17 protein-coding genes and 1 pseudogene are annotated in these 24,463 nt (G+C 44.6%); 9 read left to right on the top strand and 9 right to left on the bottom strand.

The window, feature by feature from the left end:
• Positions 1 to 19 precede the first annotated feature (19 nt).
• Entirely contained in the window at positions 20 to 1,294 is a 1,275-nt protein-coding gene (locus G7035_RS25590; protein ID WP_019686955.1) for an oligosaccharide MFS transporter, read from the bottom strand.
• Positions 1,295 to 1,852: 558 nt separating this feature from the next.
• Between G7035_RS25590 and brnQ the strand changes: the two genes are divergently transcribed.
• The gene (brnQ, locus tag G7035_RS25585) at positions 1,853 to 3,205 is read left to right on the top strand and encodes a branched-chain amino acid transport system II carrier protein (protein ID WP_016819201.1); all 1,353 of its coding nucleotides are present in this window, start codon (positions 1,853 to 1,855) and stop codon (positions 3,203 to 3,205) included.
• A gap of 118 nt (positions 3,206 to 3,323) precedes the next feature.
• Here brnQ and G7035_RS25580 read toward each other — a convergent pair whose 3' ends face one another.
• Positions 3,324 to 4,253 (bottom strand): helix-turn-helix transcriptional regulator, encoded by a 930-nt coding sequence (locus tag G7035_RS25580; protein ID WP_016819202.1) that lies wholly within the window; start codon positions 4,251 to 4,253, stop codon positions 3,324 to 3,326.
• 181 nt (positions 4,254 to 4,434) lie between these two features.
• Here G7035_RS25580 and yicI point away from each other — a divergent pair, with 181 nt between their 5' ends.
• Positions 4,435 to 6,759 (top strand): alpha-xylosidase, encoded by a 2,325-nt coding sequence (gene yicI, locus G7035_RS25575; RefSeq protein ID WP_019686956.1) that lies wholly within the window; start codon positions 4,435 to 4,437, stop codon positions 6,757 to 6,759.
• Positions 6,760 to 6,903: 144 nt separating this feature from the next.
• On the opposite strand, the gene G7035_RS25570 is transcribed toward yicI, so the two are convergent.
• Positions 6,904 to 7,857, bottom strand: a complete 954-nt coding sequence (locus G7035_RS25570; protein ID WP_019686957.1) for a serine hydrolase domain-containing protein — start codon at positions 7,855 to 7,857, stop codon at positions 6,904 to 6,906.
• A gap of 276 nt (positions 7,858 to 8,133) precedes the next feature.
• On the opposite strand from G7035_RS25570, the gene G7035_RS25565 reads away from it, so the two are divergent.
• Both G7035_RS25565 and G7035_RS25560 read left to right on the top strand, forming a co-directional pair.
• Positions 8,134 to 9,852 carry a methyl-accepting chemotaxis protein gene (locus G7035_RS25565; protein WP_019686958.1) on the top strand — a complete coding sequence of 573 codons (1,719 nt, stop codon included), beginning with the start codon at positions 8,134 to 8,136 and terminating at the stop codon, positions 9,850 to 9,852.
• 90 nt (positions 9,853 to 9,942) lie between these two features.
• Positions 9,943 to 11,258: pseudogene (locus tag G7035_RS25560) on the top strand (MFS transporter).
• Positions 11,259 to 11,376: 118 nt separating this feature from the next.
• Here the strand turns inward: G7035_RS25560 and G7035_RS25555 are convergent.
• From G7035_RS25555 to fsa, 3 genes are all read right to left on the bottom strand, one after another.
• Entirely contained in the window at positions 11,377 to 12,576 is a 1,200-nt protein-coding gene (locus G7035_RS25555; protein WP_019686959.1) for an MFS transporter, read from the bottom strand.
• Between the two features lies 1 nt (position 12,577).
• Positions 12,578 to 13,033 (bottom strand): MarR family winged helix-turn-helix transcriptional regulator, encoded by a 456-nt coding sequence (locus G7035_RS25550; protein ID WP_016819208.1) that lies wholly within the window; start codon positions 13,031 to 13,033, stop codon positions 12,578 to 12,580.
• A gap of 233 nt (positions 13,034 to 13,266) precedes the next feature.
• Entirely contained in the window at positions 13,267 to 13,914 is a 648-nt protein-coding gene (fsa, locus tag G7035_RS25545) for a fructose-6-phosphate aldolase (RefSeq protein WP_013370592.1), read from the bottom strand.
• Positions 13,915 to 14,098: 184 nt separating this feature from the next.
• Here fsa and G7035_RS25540 point away from each other — a divergent pair, with 184 nt between their 5' ends.
• Together G7035_RS25540 and G7035_RS25535 are read left to right on the top strand one after the other, a co-directional pair.
• Entirely contained in the window at positions 14,099 to 14,809 is a 711-nt protein-coding gene (locus G7035_RS25540) for a CBS domain-containing protein (protein WP_019686960.1), read from the top strand.
• A gap of 22 nt (positions 14,810 to 14,831) precedes the next feature.
• Entirely contained in the window at positions 14,832 to 15,452 is a 621-nt protein-coding gene (locus G7035_RS25535) for a TraX family protein (RefSeq protein ID WP_016819210.1), read from the top strand.
• A gap of 87 nt (positions 15,453 to 15,539) precedes the next feature.
• Here the strand turns inward: G7035_RS25535 and G7035_RS25530 are convergent, their stop codons facing one another.
• The 3 genes from G7035_RS25530 to G7035_RS25520 all read right to left on the bottom strand — a co-directional run bounded on the left by G7035_RS25530 (position 15,540) and on the right by G7035_RS25520 (position 22,267).
• Positions 15,540 to 16,538: a polysaccharide deacetylase family protein gene (locus tag G7035_RS25530; protein ID WP_016819211.1), complete on the bottom strand. Its 999-nt coding sequence runs from the start codon at positions 16,536 to 16,538 to the stop codon at positions 15,540 to 15,542.
• 118 nt (positions 16,539 to 16,656) lie between these two features.
• Positions 16,657 to 20,352: a non-ribosomal peptide synthetase family protein gene (locus G7035_RS25525; protein WP_019686961.1), complete on the bottom strand. Its 3,696-nt coding sequence runs from the start codon at positions 20,350 to 20,352 to the stop codon at positions 16,657 to 16,659.
• A 145-nt stretch (positions 20,353 to 20,497) separates the two neighbouring features.
• Complete coding sequence (locus tag G7035_RS25520) at positions 20,498 to 22,267, bottom strand: methyl-accepting chemotaxis protein (protein WP_016819213.1); 1,770 nt, start codon at positions 22,265 to 22,267, stop codon at positions 20,498 to 20,500.
• Between the two features lie 467 nt (positions 22,268 to 22,734).
• Between G7035_RS25520 and G7035_RS25515 the strand changes: the two genes are divergently transcribed.
• From G7035_RS25515 to G7035_RS25505, 3 genes are read left to right on the top strand one after another with little or no spacing between them, the layout of a single operon-like run.
• Positions 22,735 to 23,205, top strand: coding sequence for a GNAT family N-acetyltransferase (locus G7035_RS25515; RefSeq protein ID WP_019686962.1), 471 nt, complete (start codon positions 22,735 to 22,737; stop codon positions 23,203 to 23,205).
• A 60-nt stretch (positions 23,206 to 23,265) separates the two neighbouring features.
• Positions 23,266 to 23,934, top strand: a complete 669-nt coding sequence (gene rpiA / locus G7035_RS25510; RefSeq protein WP_016819237.1) for a ribose-5-phosphate isomerase RpiA — start codon at positions 23,266 to 23,268, stop codon at positions 23,932 to 23,934.
• On the top strand, positions 23,934 to 24,383 hold the full coding sequence (locus G7035_RS25505; RefSeq protein ID WP_016819238.1) for a VanZ family protein: 450 nt from the start codon (positions 23,934 to 23,936) through the stop codon (positions 24,381 to 24,383). The genes rpiA and G7035_RS25505 overlap by 1 nt, the downstream gene beginning before the upstream one ends.
• Positions 24,384 to 24,463 lie beyond the last annotated feature (80 nt).

Below are 24,463 nucleotides of genomic sequence, written 5' to 3'. Positions count from 1 at the left end.
TACCGCTGTTACCATTAGATTACGAGTGAACGGCTTCAGCTTTTTTAGCAGATCTTTTCAGATCCTGTTTACGGCGTTCCTCTAGATACCGTTCTCCATTTTTCTTGTCAGCTGTCAGCGTAAAGCAGGAAATGATGGTGAACAGACCGGCAATGGAACCCAAAATAACATAAGTGATCGGGAAATTCAGAACTTCATACATATGTCCGACAATAGGTGAGAAAACAGATACCACCAGGGAGCCCATAAACAAATACAGCAGGTACATGGTGGACGATAAGCGCTGGTCAAAGTTGACGGTAATGTACTTGAAGATGGCGACCAGAATCAGCGGTTTTTCCAGGGAGTGAATCATCTTCATCGCAGCCACCCATATGGAACCGAACGGCAGCGAAGAACCGATAATACGCAATGACATGATCGCTCCGGCAATAATCAATGCCCACTTAGCAGTCGTTTTGTTGACAAACCATGGGGTAACAAACAGGAACACAAATTCCAGGAATACTTGCACAGCACTTAAATCACCAAGGAATTGATTTCCTTCTGCTTTAGAACTGAACTGAGATACGAAATAGGTGGCAAATTGCTGGTCATATACCTCATAAATTTGGGTCACACCAACCATGAATAGCATTAGAAACCAGAACTTTGTGGTGCGTACGAGATGCAGTACGTCAGTGAGCTTCAACGATTCAGTTTTCTGCTGCTCCTGTCCAGAAATTTCGACTTTGGTCAGGAAGATGCAGATCATAGCAACAACGGCAGATACGGAGGCAATCCAGAAGGTCAGATTCACATTGATATTGATGACCCGTCCCGCAACAAAGGTAGCAGCTGCCCACCCGAGTGAGCCCCACATACGAACTCGTCCGTATTCAAACCCGTATTTGCGTGACACTTTGTCCATATAGGAATCGACGACACCATTACCTGCATTAAACACCAGGCCGATAAATAGGGCGCCGACAATAGCACCAATGACGAACTGCGTTTGAAGCAATGGACCGTACACATAGATAAAAAAGGGTCCGACGAGCAAAAGAATCGTAAAAAGTATGTACAGCAGATGTTTTCTCAAGCCCAGCTTGTCGGATAAGTACCCAAACAGGGGTTGCATGATCAAGGCAACGATAGAGTTAGCCGCGTATAAAAACCCTGTGTAGGTTTCTGAAATCCCCAGGCTTTGTCCTAGCCAAATGACAAAAAAAGACATGGCGGCAGACCATGTAAACAGATAAGCGAAGTTAAAAACGCTCAAAGACCAATAGTTGCGTTTTGCCAAATTCCTCATGTATAAGCACCCCTTCAAATTGTAGCTGCTCAATGTGTTGACAACGTCATTAAGCATTGTCTGTACTATTAATTGTAAGGAGGATTGAATTGAATCCATAGGGCATTTTCCCAAGATTTCCTGTGCTTATTGCAATCAATTGCCAGGTTGGGTTGTACATAACTTTTCTCATCTTGTAAGAAATAAGTCCTACGTGTAAAATTCTTTATAGTTCATTGAGCTCATTTGGTAGGAGGAGAAACACGGCAAGAAGTAGAATTGTTCTAAGGTCTGGCTGACATGGTCATACTGATAGCACAATAAATTGCTAAAGCAAGGGGATGAAGTGGTTCTTTCGCAAGTACAAAGTTACTTGATACCGTGAACGTATATAGAGTATTGTGTAATGATGAGTTATCGAACCCCACATCTTGAATAACGTTTCACACCGGTCGGGAAGGGTTAGCGGATGGCTATCCCTACTTGGTGCTGCTATAACCCTATGAGCATGTACTACACAAAATAAAAAGAAAATGAATGATAACAAACTGTTGTGATTTCATGGTTGGAGGATTTATTATGTCAAAAAGTGTTTCTTCGTCCTTTATTATTATTATAGGATCGATGCTATTTGCCTTATTTTTTGGTGCAGGGAATCTAATCTTCCCACCTATGCTTGGTCAAATGGCTGGAAAGAATGTGTGGATAGCCAATGCGGGTTTCTTGGTTACCGGAGTTGGCTTACCGTTACTAGCCATCACTGCCTTTGTTTTTTCAGGCAAAAGCAATTTACAAACTTTAGCGAGTCGTGTACATCCTGTATTCGGGATTGTCTTTACAACGATTCTTTATCTAGCCATTGGCCCGTTATATGCAATTCCAAGAACCGGTAGTGTGTCGTTTGAAATTGGAGTCAAGCCTTTTTTTTCAAACCATACAGATCATCCTGTCGCACTTTTTGTATTTACCATTCTTTTTTTTGGGGTTGCATGCTTGTTATCACTTAACCCTACAAAAATTATTGATGTGATCGGAAAGTTTTTAACACCCATTAAATTGACATTCATTGGGATTCTGGTGGTCGTAGCCCTTATTCACCCCATAGGAGCCTTCCAAGCACCTGCCGAAGGCTATACTTCGCACGTCTTTTTCAAAGGCTTTCAAGAAGGTTATTTAACATTGGATGCTCTTGTAGCCTTTATTTTTGGAATTATTATTGTGAATGCAATTAAGGAAAGAGGAGTTACTGCCAAAAAAGAGCTGATGATCATTTGTGCCAAATCGATAACCATTGCGGTTGTCCTCTTAGCATTTATCTATACGTCTCTTGCCTACATGGGAGCTTCTAGCGTTGAAAAACTGGGTGTTTTAGAAAATGGTGCTGAGGTGTTAGCCAAGGTTTCATCCTATTATTTTGGATCTTACGGCTCCATTTTATTAGGCTTAATGATTACAGTAGCGTGTTTAACGACAAGCGTAGGGCTTATTACGTCCTGTTCTTCCTTTTTTCATACCTTGTTTCCGAAAGTTTCTTATAAAAGAATTGCTCTCATGTTATCCATATTTAGTACCATTGTAGCCAATATAGGTTTAACACAGCTCATTAAGGTTTCAACGCCAGTGTTAATTGCAATATATCCTATTGCGATTTCTCTAATATTTTTAACATTTTTACATTCCGTGTTTAAAGGAAAATCAGAAGTATATCAAGGCAGTTTAATATTAACCTTCATTGTTAGTCTATTTGACGGCTTGAATGCTGCTGGAATAAAAATTAAAGTAATTAATGACTTTTTTACTCAAATTCTTCCGTTATATGATGTAGGATTAGGCTGGTTAATTCCCTCTGTTTTAGGAGGAGTAGGGGGGTATATATTCTACTATATTAAACGAAGAAAAATTGTCCTTATACTTATGAAGCCCAAAAAATAAATGATTTGCTTATTCGGTGAATTGGACATGTATAACCAAAAGAAAGAACGAACGGAGAACTTGATCTTCTGTTCGTTCTTTCTTTTTGTAACTTTACGCGCAGCTATTCAAAACAAAATCATAAATTTCCGTCTGTTATAGAAAGGACAGCAAGCGCCTGATCTGCTTCGTGCTGCTTGCGGTATAGCGAAGGAGTCAGACCGTTCCATTTTTTAAAGGTTGCAATAAAATAGCTTAGATTTTCAAATCCCACATCCAGCGCAATATCAACTACTTTGCGGTCACTTTGCTCTAGCAACCTGCAAGCCTTCTGAATCCGCTGATAGTTGATATATTCAACCGGACTTTTCTGCACCATCTGCTTGAAGAAACGACAGAAATGTCCCTCACTCATCCCAACCTCATCTGAGATCTCTCGCAAACGAATGGGCTCATGCGCATGGCTGTTGATGTACGCCAGTGCTTTTTTGATCCGTTCGACCTTGTTGCGTTGACTCGCCATAACCACGTCCTCTCCGCTAGCCGGAGTCATGTGCGGGAACAGGCAGGCAATTATGCTATAGAGCTGCGCCTTGGTCGCCAGTTCACGGGCAGGCGCATTCTGTTCATGGCTAGTGATAATACGTTTCAACGCGGTCAATAGCTCCTGCTCCCAAGGCTGCACACCGCGAATGTGAGGGGGAGGGACGAGTTTTTTATTGATAAATGGTTCAATAAACTGCGTCTGAACTGTATCTTGCGTGCGGCTGTGCAGCATATCCGGGTGAAACACCACCGCAGAAAATACACATCGAGGACTTTTTTGTAAATAACCAGCGTGAAGCTCGCCACTGTGTACAAAAAGGGCTTCACCTTCGCTAACCTCCGTATAGACCATATCCGTCTGAAATATAGCGCTCCCCTGTTCTACTACGATAAACTCCATTTCCTCATGCCAATGGGACTCCAATATACTATTTCCGTTCAATTGCTCTACGCTCGGATATACGCTGACTGGATACATGGGATTGCCGTGAATACGGTTTTCTCTTAACATTTCCCTTTGCATTTTACTGATTCCTTTCGGCACACTGATTTATATAGAAAACATCAAAATATTGATACTAAACGTCAAAATAAAAGAAGTAAACCCTTACATAAATCAATATTATTATAGTAAGGATTTCGAAAAAATCCAATCAGCGATTTGGGAACAAGGAATATAAAAGTCGAGATGGAGGAAGAGACAGATGAAATTTACTGATGGCTATTGGTTGGTTCGCAAGGGCTATGAAATACAAAATCCTGCTGACATCCGTGATATCGTGACGGACGATGCTTCCATGACGGTATATGCAGCAACCCACCGGATCGAGCACAAAGGGGATACGCTAAATGGAGCGTTACTGAAAGCGACCTACAGCTCTCCCATGCCGAATGTTATTCGGGTGCGTCTGAACCACCATAAGGGACGGGTACATCATGGACCAGACTTTGAAATTCACACCTTACCGACAGAGGTGGATATTACGGTGGGTGAGGACGTAGCAGTGCTGAAAAGCGGCGATCTGAGTGTGCGAGTCGGTCGTGGAAAGAGCTGGGACGTAGGCTTTTATGTCAAGGATCGTAAAGTCACGGGCAGTGGGCATCGGGGACCCGGCTATATTACAGACCCGCAGGACCAGCCATTTTTCCGGGAGCAGCTGGAGCTGGGTATGGGGGAGTACGTATACGGCCTTGGAGAGCGTTTCACTCCATTTGTGAAAAATGGTCAGGTCGTTGATATTTGGAATGAAGATGGCGGGACCAGCAGTGAACAAGCATACAAAAACATTCCATTTTATTTATCTAATAAAGGGTACGGTGTATTCGTCAATCATCCGGAAAAGGTATCTTACGAGATTGCATCGGAAAATGTTTCGAAGGTACAGTTTAGCGTTGCTGGCGAATCGTTAGAGTATTTTATTATTGGTGGAGCTAATCCTAAGGAGGTACTGGACAATTATACCAAGCTGACAGGCAAACCTGCATTGCCACCGGCCTGGACCTTTGGTTTGTGGCTGACCACTTCGTTTACGACTGATTATGATGAAGCGACAGTAAACCATTTTGTCGACGGGATGGCTGAACGGGATCTGCCACTCTCGGTATTCCATTTTGACTGCTTCTGGATGAAAGAATACCAATGGTGCGATTTTCAGTGGGATCAAGATATGTTCCCAGACCCAGAAGGTATGTTGCAGAGATTGAAGGCTAAGGGACTCAAAATTTGCGCATGGATCAATCCGTATATTGCAGAAAAGTCCATTTTGTTCGATGAAGGTATGGAGAATGGCTATTTGGTCAAAACAGCTGATGGCAGCGTGTGGCAATGGGACATGTGGCAGGCGGGGATGGGGCTGGTTGACTTCACGAACCCGGCTGCAGTTGCCTGGTATCAGGATAAGCTGAAGGTGCTGATCGATCAAGGCGTAGATTGCTTCAAAACCGACTTTGGTGAGCGTATTCCAACAGATGTAATTTATTATGATGGCTCTGATCCAATGAAAATGCACAATTACTATACGCATTTGTACAACAAAGCTGTGTTTGATGTGCTGGAGGAAAAGCTGGGCAAAAATGAAGCCGCATTATTTGCACGTTCTGCCACAGCCGGGGGACAACAGTTCCCAGTTCACTGGGGCGGAGACTGCTCGTCCACGTATGAGTCGATGGCAGAGTCCTTGCGGGGCGGATTATCGCTTGGTTTGAGTGGCTTTGGCTTTTGGAGCCATGATATTAGCGGCTTTGAACTAACGGCTGCGCCGGACTTATACAAACGGTGGGTACAGTTTGGATTGTTATCCTCCCATAGCCGTCTACACGGAAATGTGTCATACCGTGTTCCTTGGCTGTTTGACGAAGAGTCAGTCGACGTGGTGCGCAGCTTTACCAAACTCAAATGCTCACTGATGCCACACCTGTATGCTTCTGCTGTGGAATCCTCGGTGAGGGGACTGCCGATGATGCGGGCTATGGTATTGGAATTCCCGCAGGACCCTACCTGTGCAACGCTGGATCTACAATACATGCTGGGGGATTCCATTTTGGTAGCCCCGATCTTTAATAAAGAAGGCAATGTAACCTATTATGTACCCGAGGGACAATGGACGAATTTGTTAACGAATGAAATCGTGTCTGGTGGTCGTTGGGTCAACGAGCATCATGATTTTACAACCTTACCTGTGCTCGTGAAGCCAAACACATTGTTGGCCATCGGTCATGAGGATCGTCGTCCGGATTATGATTATGCAGATCAAGTGACGCTTCATTTGTTTGAGCTCGGCGAAGGGCAACAGGCTCGTTCGGTTATCGTGAATACATCAGGCGAAGAAGAGCTCACGGTTACTGCCAGCCGTAAGGATTCTGTCATTACGGTGAAGGCAGAAGGTGCCGTTAAACCGTGGTCGTTAGTACTGCGCGGTATCCATAAGGATGTTCAAGTGGAGGAAGGCAGCAGTCTGGCAGGAGAACAGGGGGTAATCATTACACCAGCCACCAGCGGACAACAAGAGCTCACTATTCACTTGGGCTAGTCAGGAGTTCATCTGTAGATGGATAGATTATAATATAGCGATTATATTGCGAAAAAAAGGGGTTGCCTGATACAAACAGGCAACCCCTTTTTAATGTGGCATTCTGAAAGAGAATATCTTCAAATTTAGCTTAGATATCATTCCCTATGCATTCTGTTGAAGTAGGAGTGGTACAAGGTACTGCCGGAAAATATCCACAGGAGTCCGCTTCTTTTTAAATGTATCAGCCGTGAGGACAACTACCAAGTCATAGGACGGGACCACAATAATATATTGCCCACCAAAGCCGAGTGCGTAAAAATAGTCTATTTCGGTTCCTGTTTCTCTCTTATCCGAAAAGGAAGAAGCCCACCAGTGACAGCCGTAATATGCTTTTTGTGGTTTGGAGGCTGGAAGAAATGGACGAGTCGAATATCGGACGGTCTCTGTCTGGATGATCTGCCGTCCTTCCCAGCTTCCTTCGTTCAGATAAAGCCGCCCGAATTTGAGCATGTCCAGCGGTCTGAGATGTAGCCCGAAGCCTCCGGTGTGAGTGCCTTGCGGATCGGTTTCCCAATGATAGTTATCGATACCGAGTGGCTGGAATAATTGCTCCTCGGCAAATTCAGCAACGGCTTGTCCAAAGGCAGAACGTAGCAAGGTGGCCAAAAGTTGAGAACAGCCAGAGCTGTACTCCATTCGCGTACCTGGTATATCCGATAATGGCTGTGAAAGCACAAATTGCACCCAATCGGACGTTTTGCTCATGGTAGGAAAAGAATTTTGTCCCCCAAATTCCGTCCAGTTAAAGCCAGCAGACATCGTCAGCAGGTGTTCAATCGTAATATCACGCTTTCGAGGGTCACTATCTTTGGCCAGCTGGGGGAAAAATTCGAGGATCGGTGTCTCTGGTTTGGGTACCAGTTGTTGATCCATAGCCATACTAACTAATGCGGAAATCACACTTTTGGTACAGGAATTTATTTTATAGAGTTCGTTGGCAATTTGAGGTTCACGGTAGTAATCCATGATCATGTTTCCCTGCTGCTCAATAAGACAGCTACGGGTTTCCAACTTGTTAAGCACGTGAATAAGTGGTTTGAGCTCCAGAATTTTCATGCAAATCCTCCTTGAGGCTTATAGCATACTATTACATAGTATATCATTTTTAACCATCCGAATCCGACAAGTACAAACGGATAATAGTTCTTATCTTTTTCCCTAATTTGAATTTTTTTGTTTTTTGATATTAAAAAACATATATATGTTCACTTAATAGACACAAATATATTTAAAAATCTATACACTTTTCCGCTTTCATTTAAAAAAACACACCAATAAAACGATATATAGTAAGTTGAACATTTTATTTTGAAACAACTGGGGGACCAATTCATGAACTTAACAATTAAGGCCAAAATGATTCTCAGCGCGATACTGATCCCAAGTGTGATTGCTGCCATGCTGCTGACCAATTACATTTTAAGTATACATAGTGAGAACGAGTACAAAGATATTATGAATCGTGAAGAGACGATTGCGTATAACTCCAAGTCTCTTCAATTTTTGTTAAACGGGATATCCAATGATGAGCGGGCATATTTGCTGACTCGTGACGAACAGTATGGGAACGAGATCGGAAACAAGCAGAGTGAAGTTGCAAAGTTGCTACAGGAGACAGAAGCTCTACTCAATACAGGTAATGAGGATACAAAGAAGAAGATGACTGAGCTCAAAACAGGGATTAATACCTATATGAATCAGGTTCATAGTCTACTGACTACAGCGGGGTATAAGAGTACAAGAGATGATGCTTTCCCTCCATTTTCTGAATTGCTCGATGATTTTGAAAACGAACGGGTTTTGCGCAAGCAACTTGATACCAAGGTGGTAGCATTTGTCAAGGCGCAGGAAGATATGGTAACGGTGAAAATACAGCAGGCGCACCAAACGATGACGAATACAACTTTGATTACGAGCATTGTAGGGTTTTTGGTCATTATTTACAGCATTGCTCAATCTATCGTTTTGATTCGTTCGATTCGTCCATTACACCATATGAATGAGCAGTTGTTGCAAATGTCTCAAGGTGGAGGAGATTTGCGAAGTCGACTGGGTATTACGTCCAAAGACGAAATCGGTATGATTGCGAGCTCCTACAACAAGCTTATTGAAGGGTTCCGCAGTATCATTGTGGATGCTCAGGATACGGCTCGTACATTAACGGTAACCGCAGAGCGTGTTAACGTCAGTACTGAGGAAATGAATCAGGCCAATCGTCATACCTCCGGTGTAATGGAAGAGCTTGCGACGGGCATGGAGCATCAGGTCGATGATATTACACAAACTACAGATACCATGAAAGAACTTGCCTACGAGCTGGAACAGATTGCTGCCACAAGCGAGCAGGTATATGAATTGTCTGATACCGCCGCTAAAGATGCAGAAGCAGGGGAACAATCGATTGGCCAGGCTATGCGTCAGATGGAGAAGGTAAGCGAAAGTGTAGACAGCTCTGCACGTGCTGTACGTTCACTTAGTGAACAGGCGGAGCAGATTGGCATGATCGGATCTGTTATTACCGGATTTGCCAAACAGACTGGAATGCTGGCGCTTAACGCATCCATTGAAGCGGCAAGAGCGGGAGAACAGGGCAAAGGATTTGCTGTTGTGGCCTCTGAGGTAAAAAGATTGTCCGAGCAGGTATCGGTTTCAGCAGCAGAAATCACACAGTTTGTGCAAAACATTCAGGAGCATGTTGGGCATGTCGCTTCCACCATGCAGTCTGGAACAGTTGAAGTGCAATCTGGCGTAAAGGTCATGCAATCCGCTGAAACTGCATTTCGCCAGATTGGAAGTTCCATTCAACAGGTCAGCGAGCAAATTCACAGTGTTAATCGGTCTGTAGAACAAATGTCCGGTGGATCAGAGCGAATGGTGAAGGCGGCGGAACGCATACGTGAAGTAGCGGAGCAGACGGCAGGAGGAACCCAAAGCGTCAGTGCGGCGGCTGAAGAGCAACTGGCTTCCATGGAGGAAATTGCATCGTCCATTCACACTCTGGCGGATATGTCGCAATTGCTGAACGCAAGGGTCGGTGGTTTTAAAGTATAGTCGTATAAATTCCCACCAATGTAAACACAATAACATCTGTTGAACGAATTTGGACAGCTGTGTTATTACTTTTGCAAAGGTGGTAACGGGATGCAACAAAATAAAGGGAATCTGGTTGCATTAGGTTCCATCCCGCTGATGATGACGCTGGGTAATTCCATGCTGATTCCGGTTTTACCGGAAATCGGACGTAAGTTACATGTAAGCTCCTTTCGGATTAGCATGTTGATTACAGTGTATGCGGTGGTGGCCATTTTACTGATACCGATTGCTGGCTATCTATCCGACCGTTTTGGCCGTAAAGCGGTGATTGTTCCCTGTCTGATTCTGACTGTGATTGGAGGGGGCATTTCTGCGGTGGGAGCATGGCTGCTACATGACCTGGCAGCTTACTGGACCATTATTGCAGGTCGTCTACTTCAGGGCGCGGGAGCGGCGGGGGCTTTTCCTATAGTCATTCCACTTGTGGGCGATCTGTATGAGAACGAGGATGAAGCCAGCAAGAACCTGGGGGTAGTCGAGACCTACAACACATTCGGTAAAGTATTAAGTCCGATTCTCGGTGCTGCGCTGGGAGCTGTACTATGGTTTTTGCCATTGGCAGTGATTCCGGGCCTCTGTCTGATTTCGCTTATTTTGGTCATTTGGCTGATCCATGTACCCAAGCGTAAAAACCAACCGATTAGGTTTCGAGAATTTGTGGGGAATGTGAAGCAGGTGCTTGCCGAAAAAGGACGCTGGCTCTATGCTATTTTTGCTATGGGCGGTATTTGTATGTTCGTCATTTTTGGCGTCTTGTTCTACTTATCCGACATACTGGAAAGTCGTTACAACCTCCATGGCGTCTGGAAGGGCTTTGTGCTGGCCATACCGCTTATTTCCCTCTGTCTGTGCTCTTATTTAGGTGGCAAGGTTATTGGCAAGCACAAAAAGCGTATGAAATGGATCGGTTTCGGTGGTTTGGCCATATTGACGATCAGCTTTGCTATTCTCGGATTTTTTCAACATATTTATGCTGTGATTGGCCTGTTTACGCTAGGGGGGGGGGTATTGGGCTCGCACTCCCTTGTTTGGATGCACTGATTACTAAGGGAATTGAAAAAGAAGAGCGCGGAACCATCACTTCCTTGTACAGCAGTATGCGCTTTGTCGGAGTATCTTTAGGCCCTCCGGTTGTATCCTTGCTGATCGGCAGCAGTGGGCATGGTCTGCTTTTTGGCGTCATGGCCGCAGTGGGGGGGATTGCGGCTCTGCTTATGCTATTTGCGGTCAAGCCAGAGCAGGATGAACCCGCAGGGGGCAAATCTAGTGATCGTAGCCATAAGACTGAGGGAATGACATACGTGTCTCGAGAAAAGCCTCTTTCTTCTAAGCTAAGACACAAAACTCCTGCGAAATATAAATAAATTGCAATTGAAAAAGCTTTGAAATAAAAAAAGCACCCGTTTTCCATGTAAAGCCATGGTAACGAGTGCTTTTGATATTTGAGCAAATATAGATGGATACTCATTTTAAAGAATAGTCTTACCCCTCCAAAGGGACATTTGTTTTAGGCTTGCGGCTTGCGATAATCTGAATGACGTAAATCAGCAAGAACAGCACAACAAACAGTGACGAAAGACGATACATCCATGCATAATCACTGGCTTTGGCGATAACGCCAAGTATAAGTGCTCCGGCTGCGACTCCAAAATCGAGGGAATTGAGAAACATACCGTTTGCCATGCCCCTCTGTTTAGGTGACACGACCTGAATCATCCAGGTTTGCAAGGTTGGCTGCATAACACCAAACCCGATACCGTAGCAAAGAGCAGACAGATACATAAAGGCGTCACTGTTTGCGTAAGAAAGCAGAATCAGACCACCAATGAGAAACAGGGAACCAGGGATGAGCAGTGCCTTTGCCCCTTTTTTGTCATATATACGGCCCGAGAAGGGGCGCACGATCAGTACAGATACCGCATTAAACAGGAAAAAGTAAGCCGGGTGCGCCAAATTAGCTTCATCTCCATAGAGCGCCATAAAACCGAGCAACCCGCCATATGTGATAGACATCAACATGTTCAACAAGGCGGGAATCCACAATTTACGGTTAAATGCCGGTTTGCGCCCTTCCTCCAAAGGGACCATAGGTGGTTCGACATGCCCCTTAGGCAGTGTGCGAATGAGCCAGTAGGCTAGAGGGAAAATGACAACGATGACAGCAGATGTCGAATAGGCAAGCAGGTTAAAACTGCCGTATTGCAGCATCGAAATACCGATGGTTGGCCCAATAGACATGGCTAAACTAGTGGACAGACTAAAAAATCCCATTCCTTCACCGAGACGTTTGGGAGGGATGACGTCAGTGACCATTGTTGGAAAGGCAGTGCTGCTCATACCAAAGCCAATCCCAAACAGCATACGCATGAGCAGGAGTACCGCAATTGTCGGTGAAACACTGTATCCCAGCGTTCCTGCTAATGCAAACAGCAGTCCAACGAAGATCAGGGCGCTGCGATGTCCTTTTTCCAGCATACGGGCAGAAAAAAGTCTTGCGACAATTGCACTTAATGCGAACAAAGTCGTAACAAGACTGACCTGCACGGAGGTAGCATGGAATGCATTTTTCACATAGGAAGGAATGGAAGATACAATCATCTGTAGTTCCAGAAACAAAAATAAATTGGAAACCGTAAGAACGATAAATTCCTTGGTCCAAAGAGGTTGCTTGCCTTGTTGCATATTAATCGTTCTCTCCTTGTTTTTCTGATTCAGTCATGTTGGTATGAATTTGTAAAAGCGTTTGGCGGAATTGCTTCAGATCTGCAGAGGAAATTCCTTTTACAAAATCGTGGTTGGCATCTCGTTCGACGGGGAGAGTCTCCTTCACAAGCTGTCGGCCTGCTTCAGTCAAATGAAGCAAATAAGCCCGGCGATCCTGTGGGCTGTTCACACGCTGTACCCAGCCCTTCTTGTCCAACAAATCAATAATACGAGTCGTGGTGGGCTGGTCCTTTACAGCCTTAGCTGCAATTTCTTTCTGATTTAAACCCTCGGCCTGATAGATTTGGTACAAAACCGACCATTGCTCTGGGGAAATATCATAAGGTTTAAGCCGATGCGAGAGCTGTTGACTCATTTTGCGATGGGTGATTCCAAGTAACATCCCAATAGAGCAATCGGGAGGCAAATTGTTCATATGACACTCCTTTCTAATTTTCCGCACAGGATACTTTGAAATTAATTAGTTGTTATAACAATTATATGGACAACAAGTTGTTTTGTCAAAAGAAGTTGTGCAGCGTTTTGTAAACATACATTCCTTTTCCACTTTACTTTTACTTGTCTATGCGGGAAAAAGAGCAAAAAAACAGCCCGTAAAAAACGGGCTGTTCGGGTTTTAGTACAATATAGTTTGCCATGACTGGCGAATTAAGCTTTAGGTACGGTTTCCCAATCCTTAAGGAAGCGTTCGATACCACTGTCTGTCAGCGGATGTTTCCACAAAGAAGGAAGCAAGGAACCTGGAATAGTGGCGATATGTGCACCAGACAGAGCTGCATCTTCTACATGCTTAATGTTACGGATGGAAGCAGCGATGATTTCGGATTTCAAACCATGAATGTCCAAAATTTGTCTCAGATCACGGATCAGCTTCATGCCGTCAACGGCGATATCATCCAGACGTCCCACAAACGGGCTGATAAAAGTAGCACCAGCTTTGGCTGCCATCAAACCTTGAGCTGCGGAGAAAATCAATGTTACATTCGTTTTGATTCCGTTCTTGGTCAGCTCGTTACAAGCGTACAAACCGTCTTCGGTCATAGGAAGCTTGATCACCACGTTAGGTGCCCACTTTGCGATGTCATAAGCTTCTGCGAGCATATCTTCAGCTTTCAGGCCAATTACCTCAGCACTTACGGGACCCTCAACGATACTGCAAATCTCCTGAATGACTTCCTTGAACACTCGACCTTCCTTAGCGATCAGGGAAGGGTTCGTTGTTACACCATCAACCAGACCCAAACGTTCAATACGTTTGATTTCTTCAATGTTACCAGTATCCAAGAAAAATTTCATTTGATTTTCCTCCTCAGGGTTATATAGTACATAATACATATCATATGGCGTACATTAGCTCATTTAAATGTAGCATATTGCACACGTTAAACTTATAATTAGTATGTATTACATTTTTAATTGTGACACATTTTAAATTTGAAAACAAGCGGTCTTTGATTAAAATTTGATGAATTGTCGAAACATGCTGAAATTGGCCGACCTATGCTCATTTATAATGTATACTACCCCATTCCATAAGGAGGTAATCATTATTCAACTGTCAGAAAGACAGCGGGAAATTGTAGATATTGTCCAGCGTCTGGCGCCTGTTACAGGGGATAAAATTGCTGAAGAGCTGGGACTATCGCGGCCGACTTTGCGTTCTGACCTTGCTTTGCTCGTTATGCTCGGGCTAGTAGATGCCAAACCAAAGGTAGGCTACTTGCCAGGGCGTTATCCAAACTATGATAGCCATATCGGCAGTATGCTCAAAAAGCTGACTGTGGCAGATATACTGAGTGACCCGATTTTGATATCAGGTGATGCTACCGCCTATGATGCGGTGTTAATGCTATTTCAGCAAAATACAGGCACGCTGATGGTCACGGGGGAGGAGCAGAAGCTCATTGGTATTGTTACCCGCAAGGATTTGCTGAAGGTCATGCTGGGACATACTGATCTTCACACTGTCCCGGTGACCATGGCTATGACTCGCCGGGCCCAAATGACGACGCTTGCTCCAGGAGATTCTTTACTGGAAGCAATATCGAGACTGATCCGGCATCAGATTAATTGTCTTCCTGTTTTGGACGAGCCATGTACCTCCTCGGCTCCAATTCAGGGGCTAGTAGGGCGGGTTACGAAAACGGATATTATGAACGCCATTCTGAATTTGACGGAAGAAAAGACCTAAAACATGAATAAGGGGGCCTTATATGTACTGGTTGGCCATGCTGACGATGCTGATTGACCATGTCGGACTTGTGTTTTTTCCGACAGATCCGGCTTGGAGAATTGCCGGCAGGCTTGCTTTTCCAATCTACGCATACGCCCTCTATATGGGCTATACCCGTACCCGAAATATGCGGAGCTACATGCTTCGCCTGCTAGGGCTGGCCTTGATCTCCCAGGTGCCCTATATGCTGGCGTTTGATGTGTATAGACCCAATGTGATCTGGACGCTACTGGCGTCGTTACTCGCGCTGGCTGCTGCATCTCGCATGAAGCATTGGGTGGCTGTATCGGGTCTGTACGTCCTCACAGCCCTGTTCATGGAGCTCAGCCAGATGGATTACGGAGCCTATGGTCTGCTGCTTGTTCTCATCTATCGATACACCCGTTCATATATGATGATTGCTGCCCATTTTGTTTTGAATGTTGTGTATGATATGGTACACCATGCGAATATTCAGCACTTTAGTCTGCTGTCCAGTATTCTGATTGTATGTTTTGCCACAGGGGAGAGCGGATTTTATCGTCGGGTACCGCGTTGGTTGTGGCGCAGCTTTTATCCCGTACATCTGGCTGTTATTGCGCTAATTCGTATCTGGCCCTGAACTCGAATCCATACAACAAAAGAACCTTTACAACCACGACTTATAGTGGTTGTAAAGGTTCTTTTTATCCTAAATATACTATGCTGTTCAGGATACTTTGTTGGGACCTTGGGCAAAAGGAAGTGGGCGAAGTGGAGCCCCTTCTTTCATATATTGCACCAATACTTCGGGAATATTGTGTATTCCTCCTGCATTGACGCGATAGCCGTTCGTTTGCCCTGGTGAGTTAATTCCTCGTTTCACCGTAAACGTAACGTCAATTCCCAAGGAGCGGCAAATTTCCAACGTCTCCTTGGTATACCCACCATAAGGGAAGGCCAGTACATTCTGATCATTGTGTAAATGTTTAAACAGCTTCTTGTCAGCCAGGTCCAAATCGGTATAAACCCGCTGTTTGAACTCGTCCTCGGTTTCCATTCGCCCCAGCTTTTTCGAATACACCGGGCCCATCAGAAGTGGTTTTTGTTTGGTGCGCTTTGTGTTGGAGTATCCGTAAGCATGCTGGTCATTGGTATGATTGTAAAAATCAATGCCCTCTGCATGCATCTGATGAATTTGATCCCATGTCAGCTTTGGTATACCAATATGTTTAGGATTGCTGATTGTGGATGTAATGAGAAAATTGGTAGCCGGAACATGATACTTCTTCAACACGGGAAAAGTGTCCGTATAGAAGGATTCATAACCATCGTCAAATGTCATAAGGACCGCATTAGCGGGAACCTTGCCTTTATGTAAAATAAAATCCGTATACTCTTTCATGGTGATCCAATGGAAGCCATTTGCTTTCATTTCGTCCAATTGTTTCGTTAAATTACTAAGCTTGAGAGCACCGGGATCAGGTGGAGTCTTGGTTACTTCATGATACATCAGGACAATTACTTTGTTTTGGTAATATACCTTATCTGGCGTAGGCGTCAGTGAAAATAAATGGCGTACCAGTCGATCTGCATTAGCAGTGCGTGTACGATGAGTTCCTTTGACTACAGGTGTGTGATAAATGTTACGTGCTTCATGCACCAAAATCCCGAGAATAGCTACCAAGCTTATGATGAGCAATGTTCTTTTTAAAAAAGTGTGTTTCATTGAATGACATCCCCCGCATGCAAAAAATTCTGAAAGTATAGAGGTTTATACTAAATATGAAACTAGCAAAATCTAGTCTATCATACCGAAAACATGCGGGGGAAATATCACAACTTTGTTACCTCTGTGTTGCTTGTACAGATACCGAAGATGAGGCCGGGAAGTAACCGATCTCGACCGCATGCTGGATCATATTGCGAATAAACTCCAGGTTGGTTACCGGACACTGTACGCCAGCTTGTTCCAGCAGAGCTGTGGTTACAGAGCAGCCGTAACGGTAAGCTGAGTCCTTGGCACCATCACCTTCGAGTTGTCCCATAGCAAGGTGAAGTGCATCTTCCTGAATGCCAGAAGACGGATTCAGCAGCCAAGCGCTGTAATCGTCAAAAGGCAGCGTTTCTACTGCGTAACCAAGCTGGTTTACCATAGCGATCAGTTCATCATATGGCAGTGGGTTCGGATTACAGATATGGAAAATGCGGTTCGCACTTTTTTGTTTGACGGACAGTTCTACGATAGCACGGCTGGCGTAATCAATTGGTGTAAAGTCTGTATGCCAATCGGCTTGTGGAGCTTTGCCCAGCAGCAGCATCGCCTTCATCATACGATAATAAGCATTGCTATCGATATTACGTTGGAAGCGTCCGTTGGCCGAATGGGCTGTCAAATTACCCGCACGGTAGATCGAGACAGGTGTACCTGCTTGAGCTGCTTGGAACAATAACTTCTCTGCCGCAAGTTTACTGTTCGTGTACAGGTTGTCCACGTTCAGTTCATCTGGGAAGGCAGAGAACTCTAATGTCGATTCCCATTTTCCTTCGTTTGCAAGATCCTCCGGTATTCCCATAGTGGAAACATGATGGAAGGAGACTTCTGGCTTAGCTTGAGCGATTTTTAGCAGTTCCAATGTTCCGGTCACATTCGTGCGATCGAAGGTTGCCGAATCACCAAAATGGCGAACGTCAGCAGCGCTGTGAATGATACCGTCGATCTGGTGCTCTAGCATATGGCGGTCGACAGAAGAGAGACCCAGATCCGCTTGCTCTAGATCCCCATAGACAGCCTTCACCCGTCCTTCCATCAAGCTGGAGATATCTTGACCAAAATATCCTGTCAATACGGATTGAATACGCTCAAAGCCAGATGGACCGTCCTGAGAAGGGCGTACCATTGCGTATACTTTGGCTTCTGTCCGGTGGAGCAGGTCATACAGAATGTGTGAACCCAGATATCCTGTGGCTCCGGTCAATAAAATCACGCGCAAGTCGCGGATTTCAGCTAAATCTGAAGCGCCAGGCAACTCAATAGGATGTTCATTCAAATCTGTTTTTTCCTGAGAAATCGCGAGTGACTTGCGCTGCGGCGCTTGTTCTGTACCTAATTGCTCCACGTATTCAGCAAGCTCACGAACAGTTTTGTAGCGGAAGAAGTCTCCAATACGCAGCGCGCCATAACGCGGCTTCAGAATAGCCAGCACATGAATGACACGAAGCGAATCGCCTCCGATCAGGAAGAAATCGTCAGTCGCGCCAATGTTATGTTTACCAAGCACTTGTGTCCATGCTTCGGCAATGAGTGTTTCAGTTCCTTCACGGAGAGGTTCTCCGCCGGACGTAAGATCAGACACTTCAGGAAGTGGGCGCAGAGCCAACTTTTTACGATCGATCTTGCCAGTTGGTGAAATAGGCATAGCTTCCAGGTGAATGACATGGGTTGGTACAAAATAGGAAGGCAGCTTGCCTCCAATATAAGACTGTATAACGTCCTGTGGAATGGACTGTCCGTCCGAAGTGGTGAAATAGCCCACTAACATGTTCTGATCTGTGTGATCCTTGACGGCGACAACAGCTACGTCCTGAACACCTGGATGTTTGGAGAAATGGTCTTCAATTTCTCCTATTTCAATCCGGTTCCCCCGAATTTTGAGCTGCGAGTCCTTCCGGCTTACGTATTCAATCGTACCGTCTGGCAGCAGCTTGGCAATATCACCTGAACGGTACATTTTTTCACCTGGGACAAAAGGATTGTCCACGAACGATTGGGCTGTACGCTCCGGCTGATGGAGATAGCCGTGGGCCAACGCAGGCGTAGCAATACATACTTCACCCGGAATATTGACTGGGCAAAGCTTGTTATCGTCGTTAACGATGTACACTTTGTAATTGTAAATCGGCTTGCCGATCGGGATATTAACGACATGTTCAGGGACGGCACCGCGGACCCGATGGGTCGTCGTCGCTACGGTGCATTCGGTTGGTCCGTATACGTTGACGATGTCTGTGTCTGTACCGAATTTGCTTTGGAACGCCCGAACTTGTGAGCCATACAGCGCTTCGCCTGCCACGGTAACAATCCGAACATTTGCGAGCTTGCGATAACCTTCGTCTGACAAGTACGTCGATAGCTGATTAAAGAATACAGTTGGCAAAATGGTAATAATCGTCGTGCCCGTACGTTCGATGGCTTCAGCGAATTCTTCCACAGATACGCGCTCTTCGGAAGACAGCAAGTACAATTTTGCACCGTAAAACAAGGCTCCAATCGTATCCCATACAGAAGCATCGAAGCTATAGGTGGCGAATTGGGTCAATACATCCTGAGGCGTAATGTCACAATCGCGTTGTACGACAGCTCCTAGGTTAACGACACCGCGGTGAGCGATCAGGGCACCTTTTGGTTTGCCTGTAGAACCGGAGGTGTAGATGACATAAGCTAGATCATCTGGACTTACTTCAACGTTTGGATTGCTTGCTGCATAACCTGCCAGTGGTCCGTCAATAGCTAATATTTCTTTTACGGTTTCAATGGACCCGCATAGTTCAGCCGCTTGTTGGGTGAGTGCGGAAGTTGTTAAGACAAAAGGAGAACGCGTGTCCTCGACAATGTAGCTACTCCGGTCAGCAGGGTGAGCGGGATCAACAGGAACGTACACGCCTCCGGCTTTTAGGATGCCGAGCAGGGAAATAACGGTCTCCAAGCTTCGTTCCATGAAGATGGTCACGAATTCACCTTTGGTGAGACCTTTGGATAACAAAACACGTGCGACTTGGTTAGCACGCTCGTTCAATTCACGGTACGTATACTCCCCCGTATGGGAAGCAATAGCTGGACGATCAGGGTACTGGGAAGCCGCTTCTTCAAACATTCCGTGAATCGTCTGATGCTCAGGATATTTTACGACGGTATCATTTAAAGCTTCGTGAGCAGCTCGATCTGCGTCCGATAATATGTCAATGGAATTTACAAGTGCATGGCTGTTGTTGAGCGCGCCTCGCAGAAGGGTTGCAAAGTATTCTGCGTAGCGAACCACCGTTGTTTCCAGCAAGAGTGATTGATCATACCGAATCTGTAATTGATAAGTGCCATTGTTATCACGAACAGCCCAGTCCATAATACGGGATTCTACACCGCTGTCTGTAGGAAGTGTTGTTGAAAATGAAGTATCAGCTTGCGGTTCTGCCAGGAATGCATTAGGCTCACGGAGCATCTCCTGAAATAAGCTTGCCAGTTCATGAAAAGTCGTTTCCTTTTCAACTGTCAACGATGCTGTAAGCAGACCGGATTGAGGCACAAAAGTAGAGAAAGAAACTTCTTCCTCTGCGGATAGACGATATAACCATGCAGTATACGCTGATAAGAGCACTGCTTGTTTGTCTTCCGGAGTGTTTTGTTGATTCAGTTGTTCCGAGATGGATGTCTCTAACTCTACTTGATAAGTAGAGGATGTATACTTGCGCTGTATACGTGCAAAATCCAAGGGAACTAGGAATGGGGATGGAGCTGTCTGTGTGCTGTTTTGTTGTAATGAAGCCATTACGCTAACCTCCTGAATGTTTGATGTTTCAATATAAGTGATGAAGCTAATAAATGCCTCCGATCCCTTCAAATGGATGAACAGGAGGGAGGCATCACCGAACGACTTACTTATGAAATATGCATTGAAATCGATAAATGGATATTTATGATTTGGTACGGTTTGTGTCTGCAATTTTGAAATAAGATGTAATTTCTTGAAGCTCTTCGGACATGGACGTCAGCTTATGGGATGACTCAATGATAGAATCCAAAGAGGCTTTTTGTTCCTCTACCGTTTGCATAATGTGAACACTGTTATTGGCTGTTTTGGTTACGGTGGAGGAAAGATCGTCTGCTGTCGCGGTCATTTCCTGTGTCCCCGCAGATATTTGCTCAGTAGCACTGGATACTTCTTGGATTTGCCATGCTAGATTTTTAGTTGCTTGAAGAATGTCATTGAACAACTCGCCTGCTTGTCCAGCAACGACGATACCGTTTTGAACTTCAACGTTCCCTTGCTCCATCGAATTCACAGCTTGTCCGATTTCACTTTGAATTTCTTCAATCAGAGACGTAATTTGTTTAGTTGCCTCCGCAGATTGTTCTGCCAGCTTACGTACTTCATTGGCCACAACGGCAAAGCCTTTACCTTCTTCACCGACACGCGCAGCTTCAATAGAAGCGTTCAGGGCGAGCAGGTTCGTTTGGCTAGAAATTCCTGAAATGGTGCTAATGATATTGCCAATTTCCTGTGAACGGCTGTCCAGCAACTTGATGATACGGGAAGTATTCGTTACTGAATCGGTAATCAAATGCATTTGGGATGATACCTTATCTACAATCTCGTTACCTTCATTCGAACGCTTCTCTACCGAATTGGCTTCTTCCGCCACATTGGAAGAACTTGTAGCAATATTTTGAATGACTGATGCCATTTCAGCCATAGCTCGTGCACTATCGCCTGTCGCTTTTTCCTGTGAACGGATATTATCCGTAATTTCATTGATATTTTGGTTGATGATGTTGGAATTGATTCCGTTTTGCTCACAGATTGCGAGTAATTCCTTCGCAGACTCATTGACTTCATCAGTAGTCTGCTTCACTTTGGTCATAATGCTGTTAATATGGCTTACCATATCGTTGAAGTTCTGATTCACGAGCCCCAAGTCATCTTGGCCAGCATGAATTTGAACATCCAGATTTCCTCTGCTTACTTCACTGATACCGTACATCAGTTGCTTAATCGGAGATAGTGTGCGTTTTACTACCCAATATTGAAGCGCCAGGCAGATCAGTAGGAATATCACCAAAATGGTGGCGCCGCTAATGAGCAGCTTGGTCAATCCGGCAGGTACAGCACCGGCATCAGCATCGACAGCAAAATAGGCAAAGATTTTGCCACTAGGATCTTTAATCGGCGTCATCAAAGTCGTCCATGTACCAAAAGAGTCATCGTAAAAACTGGTGAATGTAGGTTTGCCGGAGTCCAGCATGCTAGTTACGCCTACAGCTACGACATTGGGTTGCTCGTACATAGCGCCGACACCCATTTTATCTTTTTCAAATGATTCTCTCAGATCTGTTGGCATGGCGACAATGGATGTCTGATTGCCATTTTCCAGCTCTGTTCCGAAAATATAGGCGTGAGAGATATTCGGGTTCGTTGCCATGATGTTATCTAGATAGGTACGAAGTTTGGTTTGAATGGGTCCATCATAATTTTTTTCTTGAACCGCTTGGGATACTTCATCGGAATTAATGCCCTGCGCCCACTTCAATGTGATTTTTTCCACTTGCCCATGCAATTGGTCAATCAAAATCGTACGTTGGATCAAATAGCTAGACACAATAAGGACTAGCCCGATCAATACGATATTGAAGAAGGATAATAATAAGTTTTTGGTGAAGAATGATAAGCTACTCCACTTTTTCAAAATGTTCCACTCCCTGGTAGTATTTTTGTATATGGTGTTGAACCGCTTATCGAATGAGATAATCAAGTCCCCCTTACAAACACAATAAATAGAGATAATTGACCCTTGATTTTTTCAAAATAGGTCTTAAGTCTTTTTCAGACAAGTATGATATCCCTATATATATGTCGTACAAAAAGCTCATGAAATGAATACCTAACGCAATAAAAAATTAATTTTTAATAGGTAAAGGTTGTGTGTATTTCAGTATTTTCCAATTTATACTCCTGCTTGAAATTCGAGTTCATTTCAGTCCATAAGCAACTATTCAACAGAAACCATCATACTTTATAATAGAGTCAAATGCACTTATCAATTTGGGACATTTTTCATATTTGAAGCCGCGAATGCTTGATTTATCGCGGTTTTCGTGATTTGTTCGCGAAATGAGTCCATGTATCTATGCATAGAGGAGAGGGATGAGAAAAGTGTCGAGGTTTACGATTTTAAAGGTTGAGAGCGACCATGCGGATCTGCATGATTTGATTCGTAGGCTGGATGAAGACTTGTTGGAAAGGTATCCTGCCGATCAAATTTACTTGGTGGATTTTTCCAACCCGAAAGTTAAAAATATGATTTTCGCTGTTGTGTATATGGATGGAAAACCAGTTGCTTGCGGAGGGCTTAGGCCTATAGATGCGGAAGAGATGGAGCTTAAAAGATTTTATGTCGATTCCTCTTATCGCAGACAAGGAATTGCAGTTAGCCTATTATCTTTTCTGGAAGAGGAAGCCAGAAAGCGGGGAGTAGTAAGGATTAATCTAGAGACTGGAGCAGCTCAACCTGAAGCAATTGCCTTCTATACCAAGCAGGGATACGAACCTATTGAACGATTTGGGGAGTATGAACACGATGAAAATAGTCTATGTTATGGTAAAAAGCTGTCTCTGTCTTTATAAAGCGTTCTCATATAAAATAGATGTTGATCAACACTAGCCTATATAGCGGGAGAGATGATAATGAATTTGAAGCAAAAAGCGGCCGAAAAAGCAGTTGAGGCGATTCAGGAAGGTATGAAAGTTGGACTTGGTACAGGCTCGACAGCCTATTGGGCTATTCAAAAAATCGGAGAGCGTGTGGCACAAGGATTACATATACAGGCTGTAGCTACATCCCAAGCCTCGGAGGATCAGGCCAGGGAGCTGGGAATTCCCATCATTCCGTTTGATCAGATTGGGAGGCTTGACGTTACCATTGACGGTGCAGATGAGGTGAATGAGCAACTGGTATTGGTAAAAGGTGGAGGTGGTGCTCTGCTGAGAGAGAAAATTGTGGAAAGCAATACCGATCGATTAATCATTATTGTGGATGAGTCCAAGGATGTGAAGGTGCTGGGCGCATTCCCTTTGCCGGTCGAGGTGGTACCTTTTGCCAGTGAATGGACGTTAGAGGCTCTGCGGCAGACAGGCTGTAAAGCGGAATGGCGTATGAAAGACGGCGAGCGCTTCCTTACGGATAACGGAAATTATATTGCCGATTGCCGCTATGGTACGATCGAAAACCCACAGGAACTGGAAATTCGCTTGAATCAGATTCCGGGTGTAGTCGATAATGGACTGTTCATTAACATGGCGGATCAAGTTATTATCGCACGAGCTAATGGACAAATTGACGTACGGAATAAATAATGTCTGGTAACCGTCTGTTTTATAATGTAGCATTCGTGTTATTGATATTATATACAGGGCTTCTATTATATTGGATGTTTCTCGGTTTTGGTCGCACGCTGCGGCCAGGACCTCCCTATTCATATAATGTTGTTCCCTTGGATACGATCGGGCGATACTGGCGGGCCATGCATTCTTCCCCTTTTCGGGTATGGGGTGTTAATTTGCTCGGGAATATTGGTGTGTTCATCCCCTTCGGTATTCTTGTGCCGATCATTTGGGTATCTATGCGAAGGGTAGGCAGGCTGCTGTTAGTGGTGGTGGCCGCATTGGTCATTCTCGAAGTAACCCAAATGCTGCTGGGCGCAGGTACGATGGATGTGGATGACATCATACTGAATGTACTGGGAGTATTATGCGGACGTGTTGCCTACGTATTTTTACGTAAGAAATTAAGAATTGAATCATAATCGCCCTGCTCTCGATATCAGTATTTAATGACTGGTCGAGGGCAGGCTTTTTTACATAATGAACGACAACTTCCGCATAA

It is taken from the genome of Paenibacillus polymyxa (assembly GCF_015710975.1).
Taxonomy (GTDB): Bacteria; Bacillota; Bacilli; order Paenibacillales; family Paenibacillaceae; genus Paenibacillus; species Paenibacillus polymyxa.
Note: the sequence above shows the minus strand (reverse complement) of the source record. Positions and strands in the feature narration are given on the sequence as shown.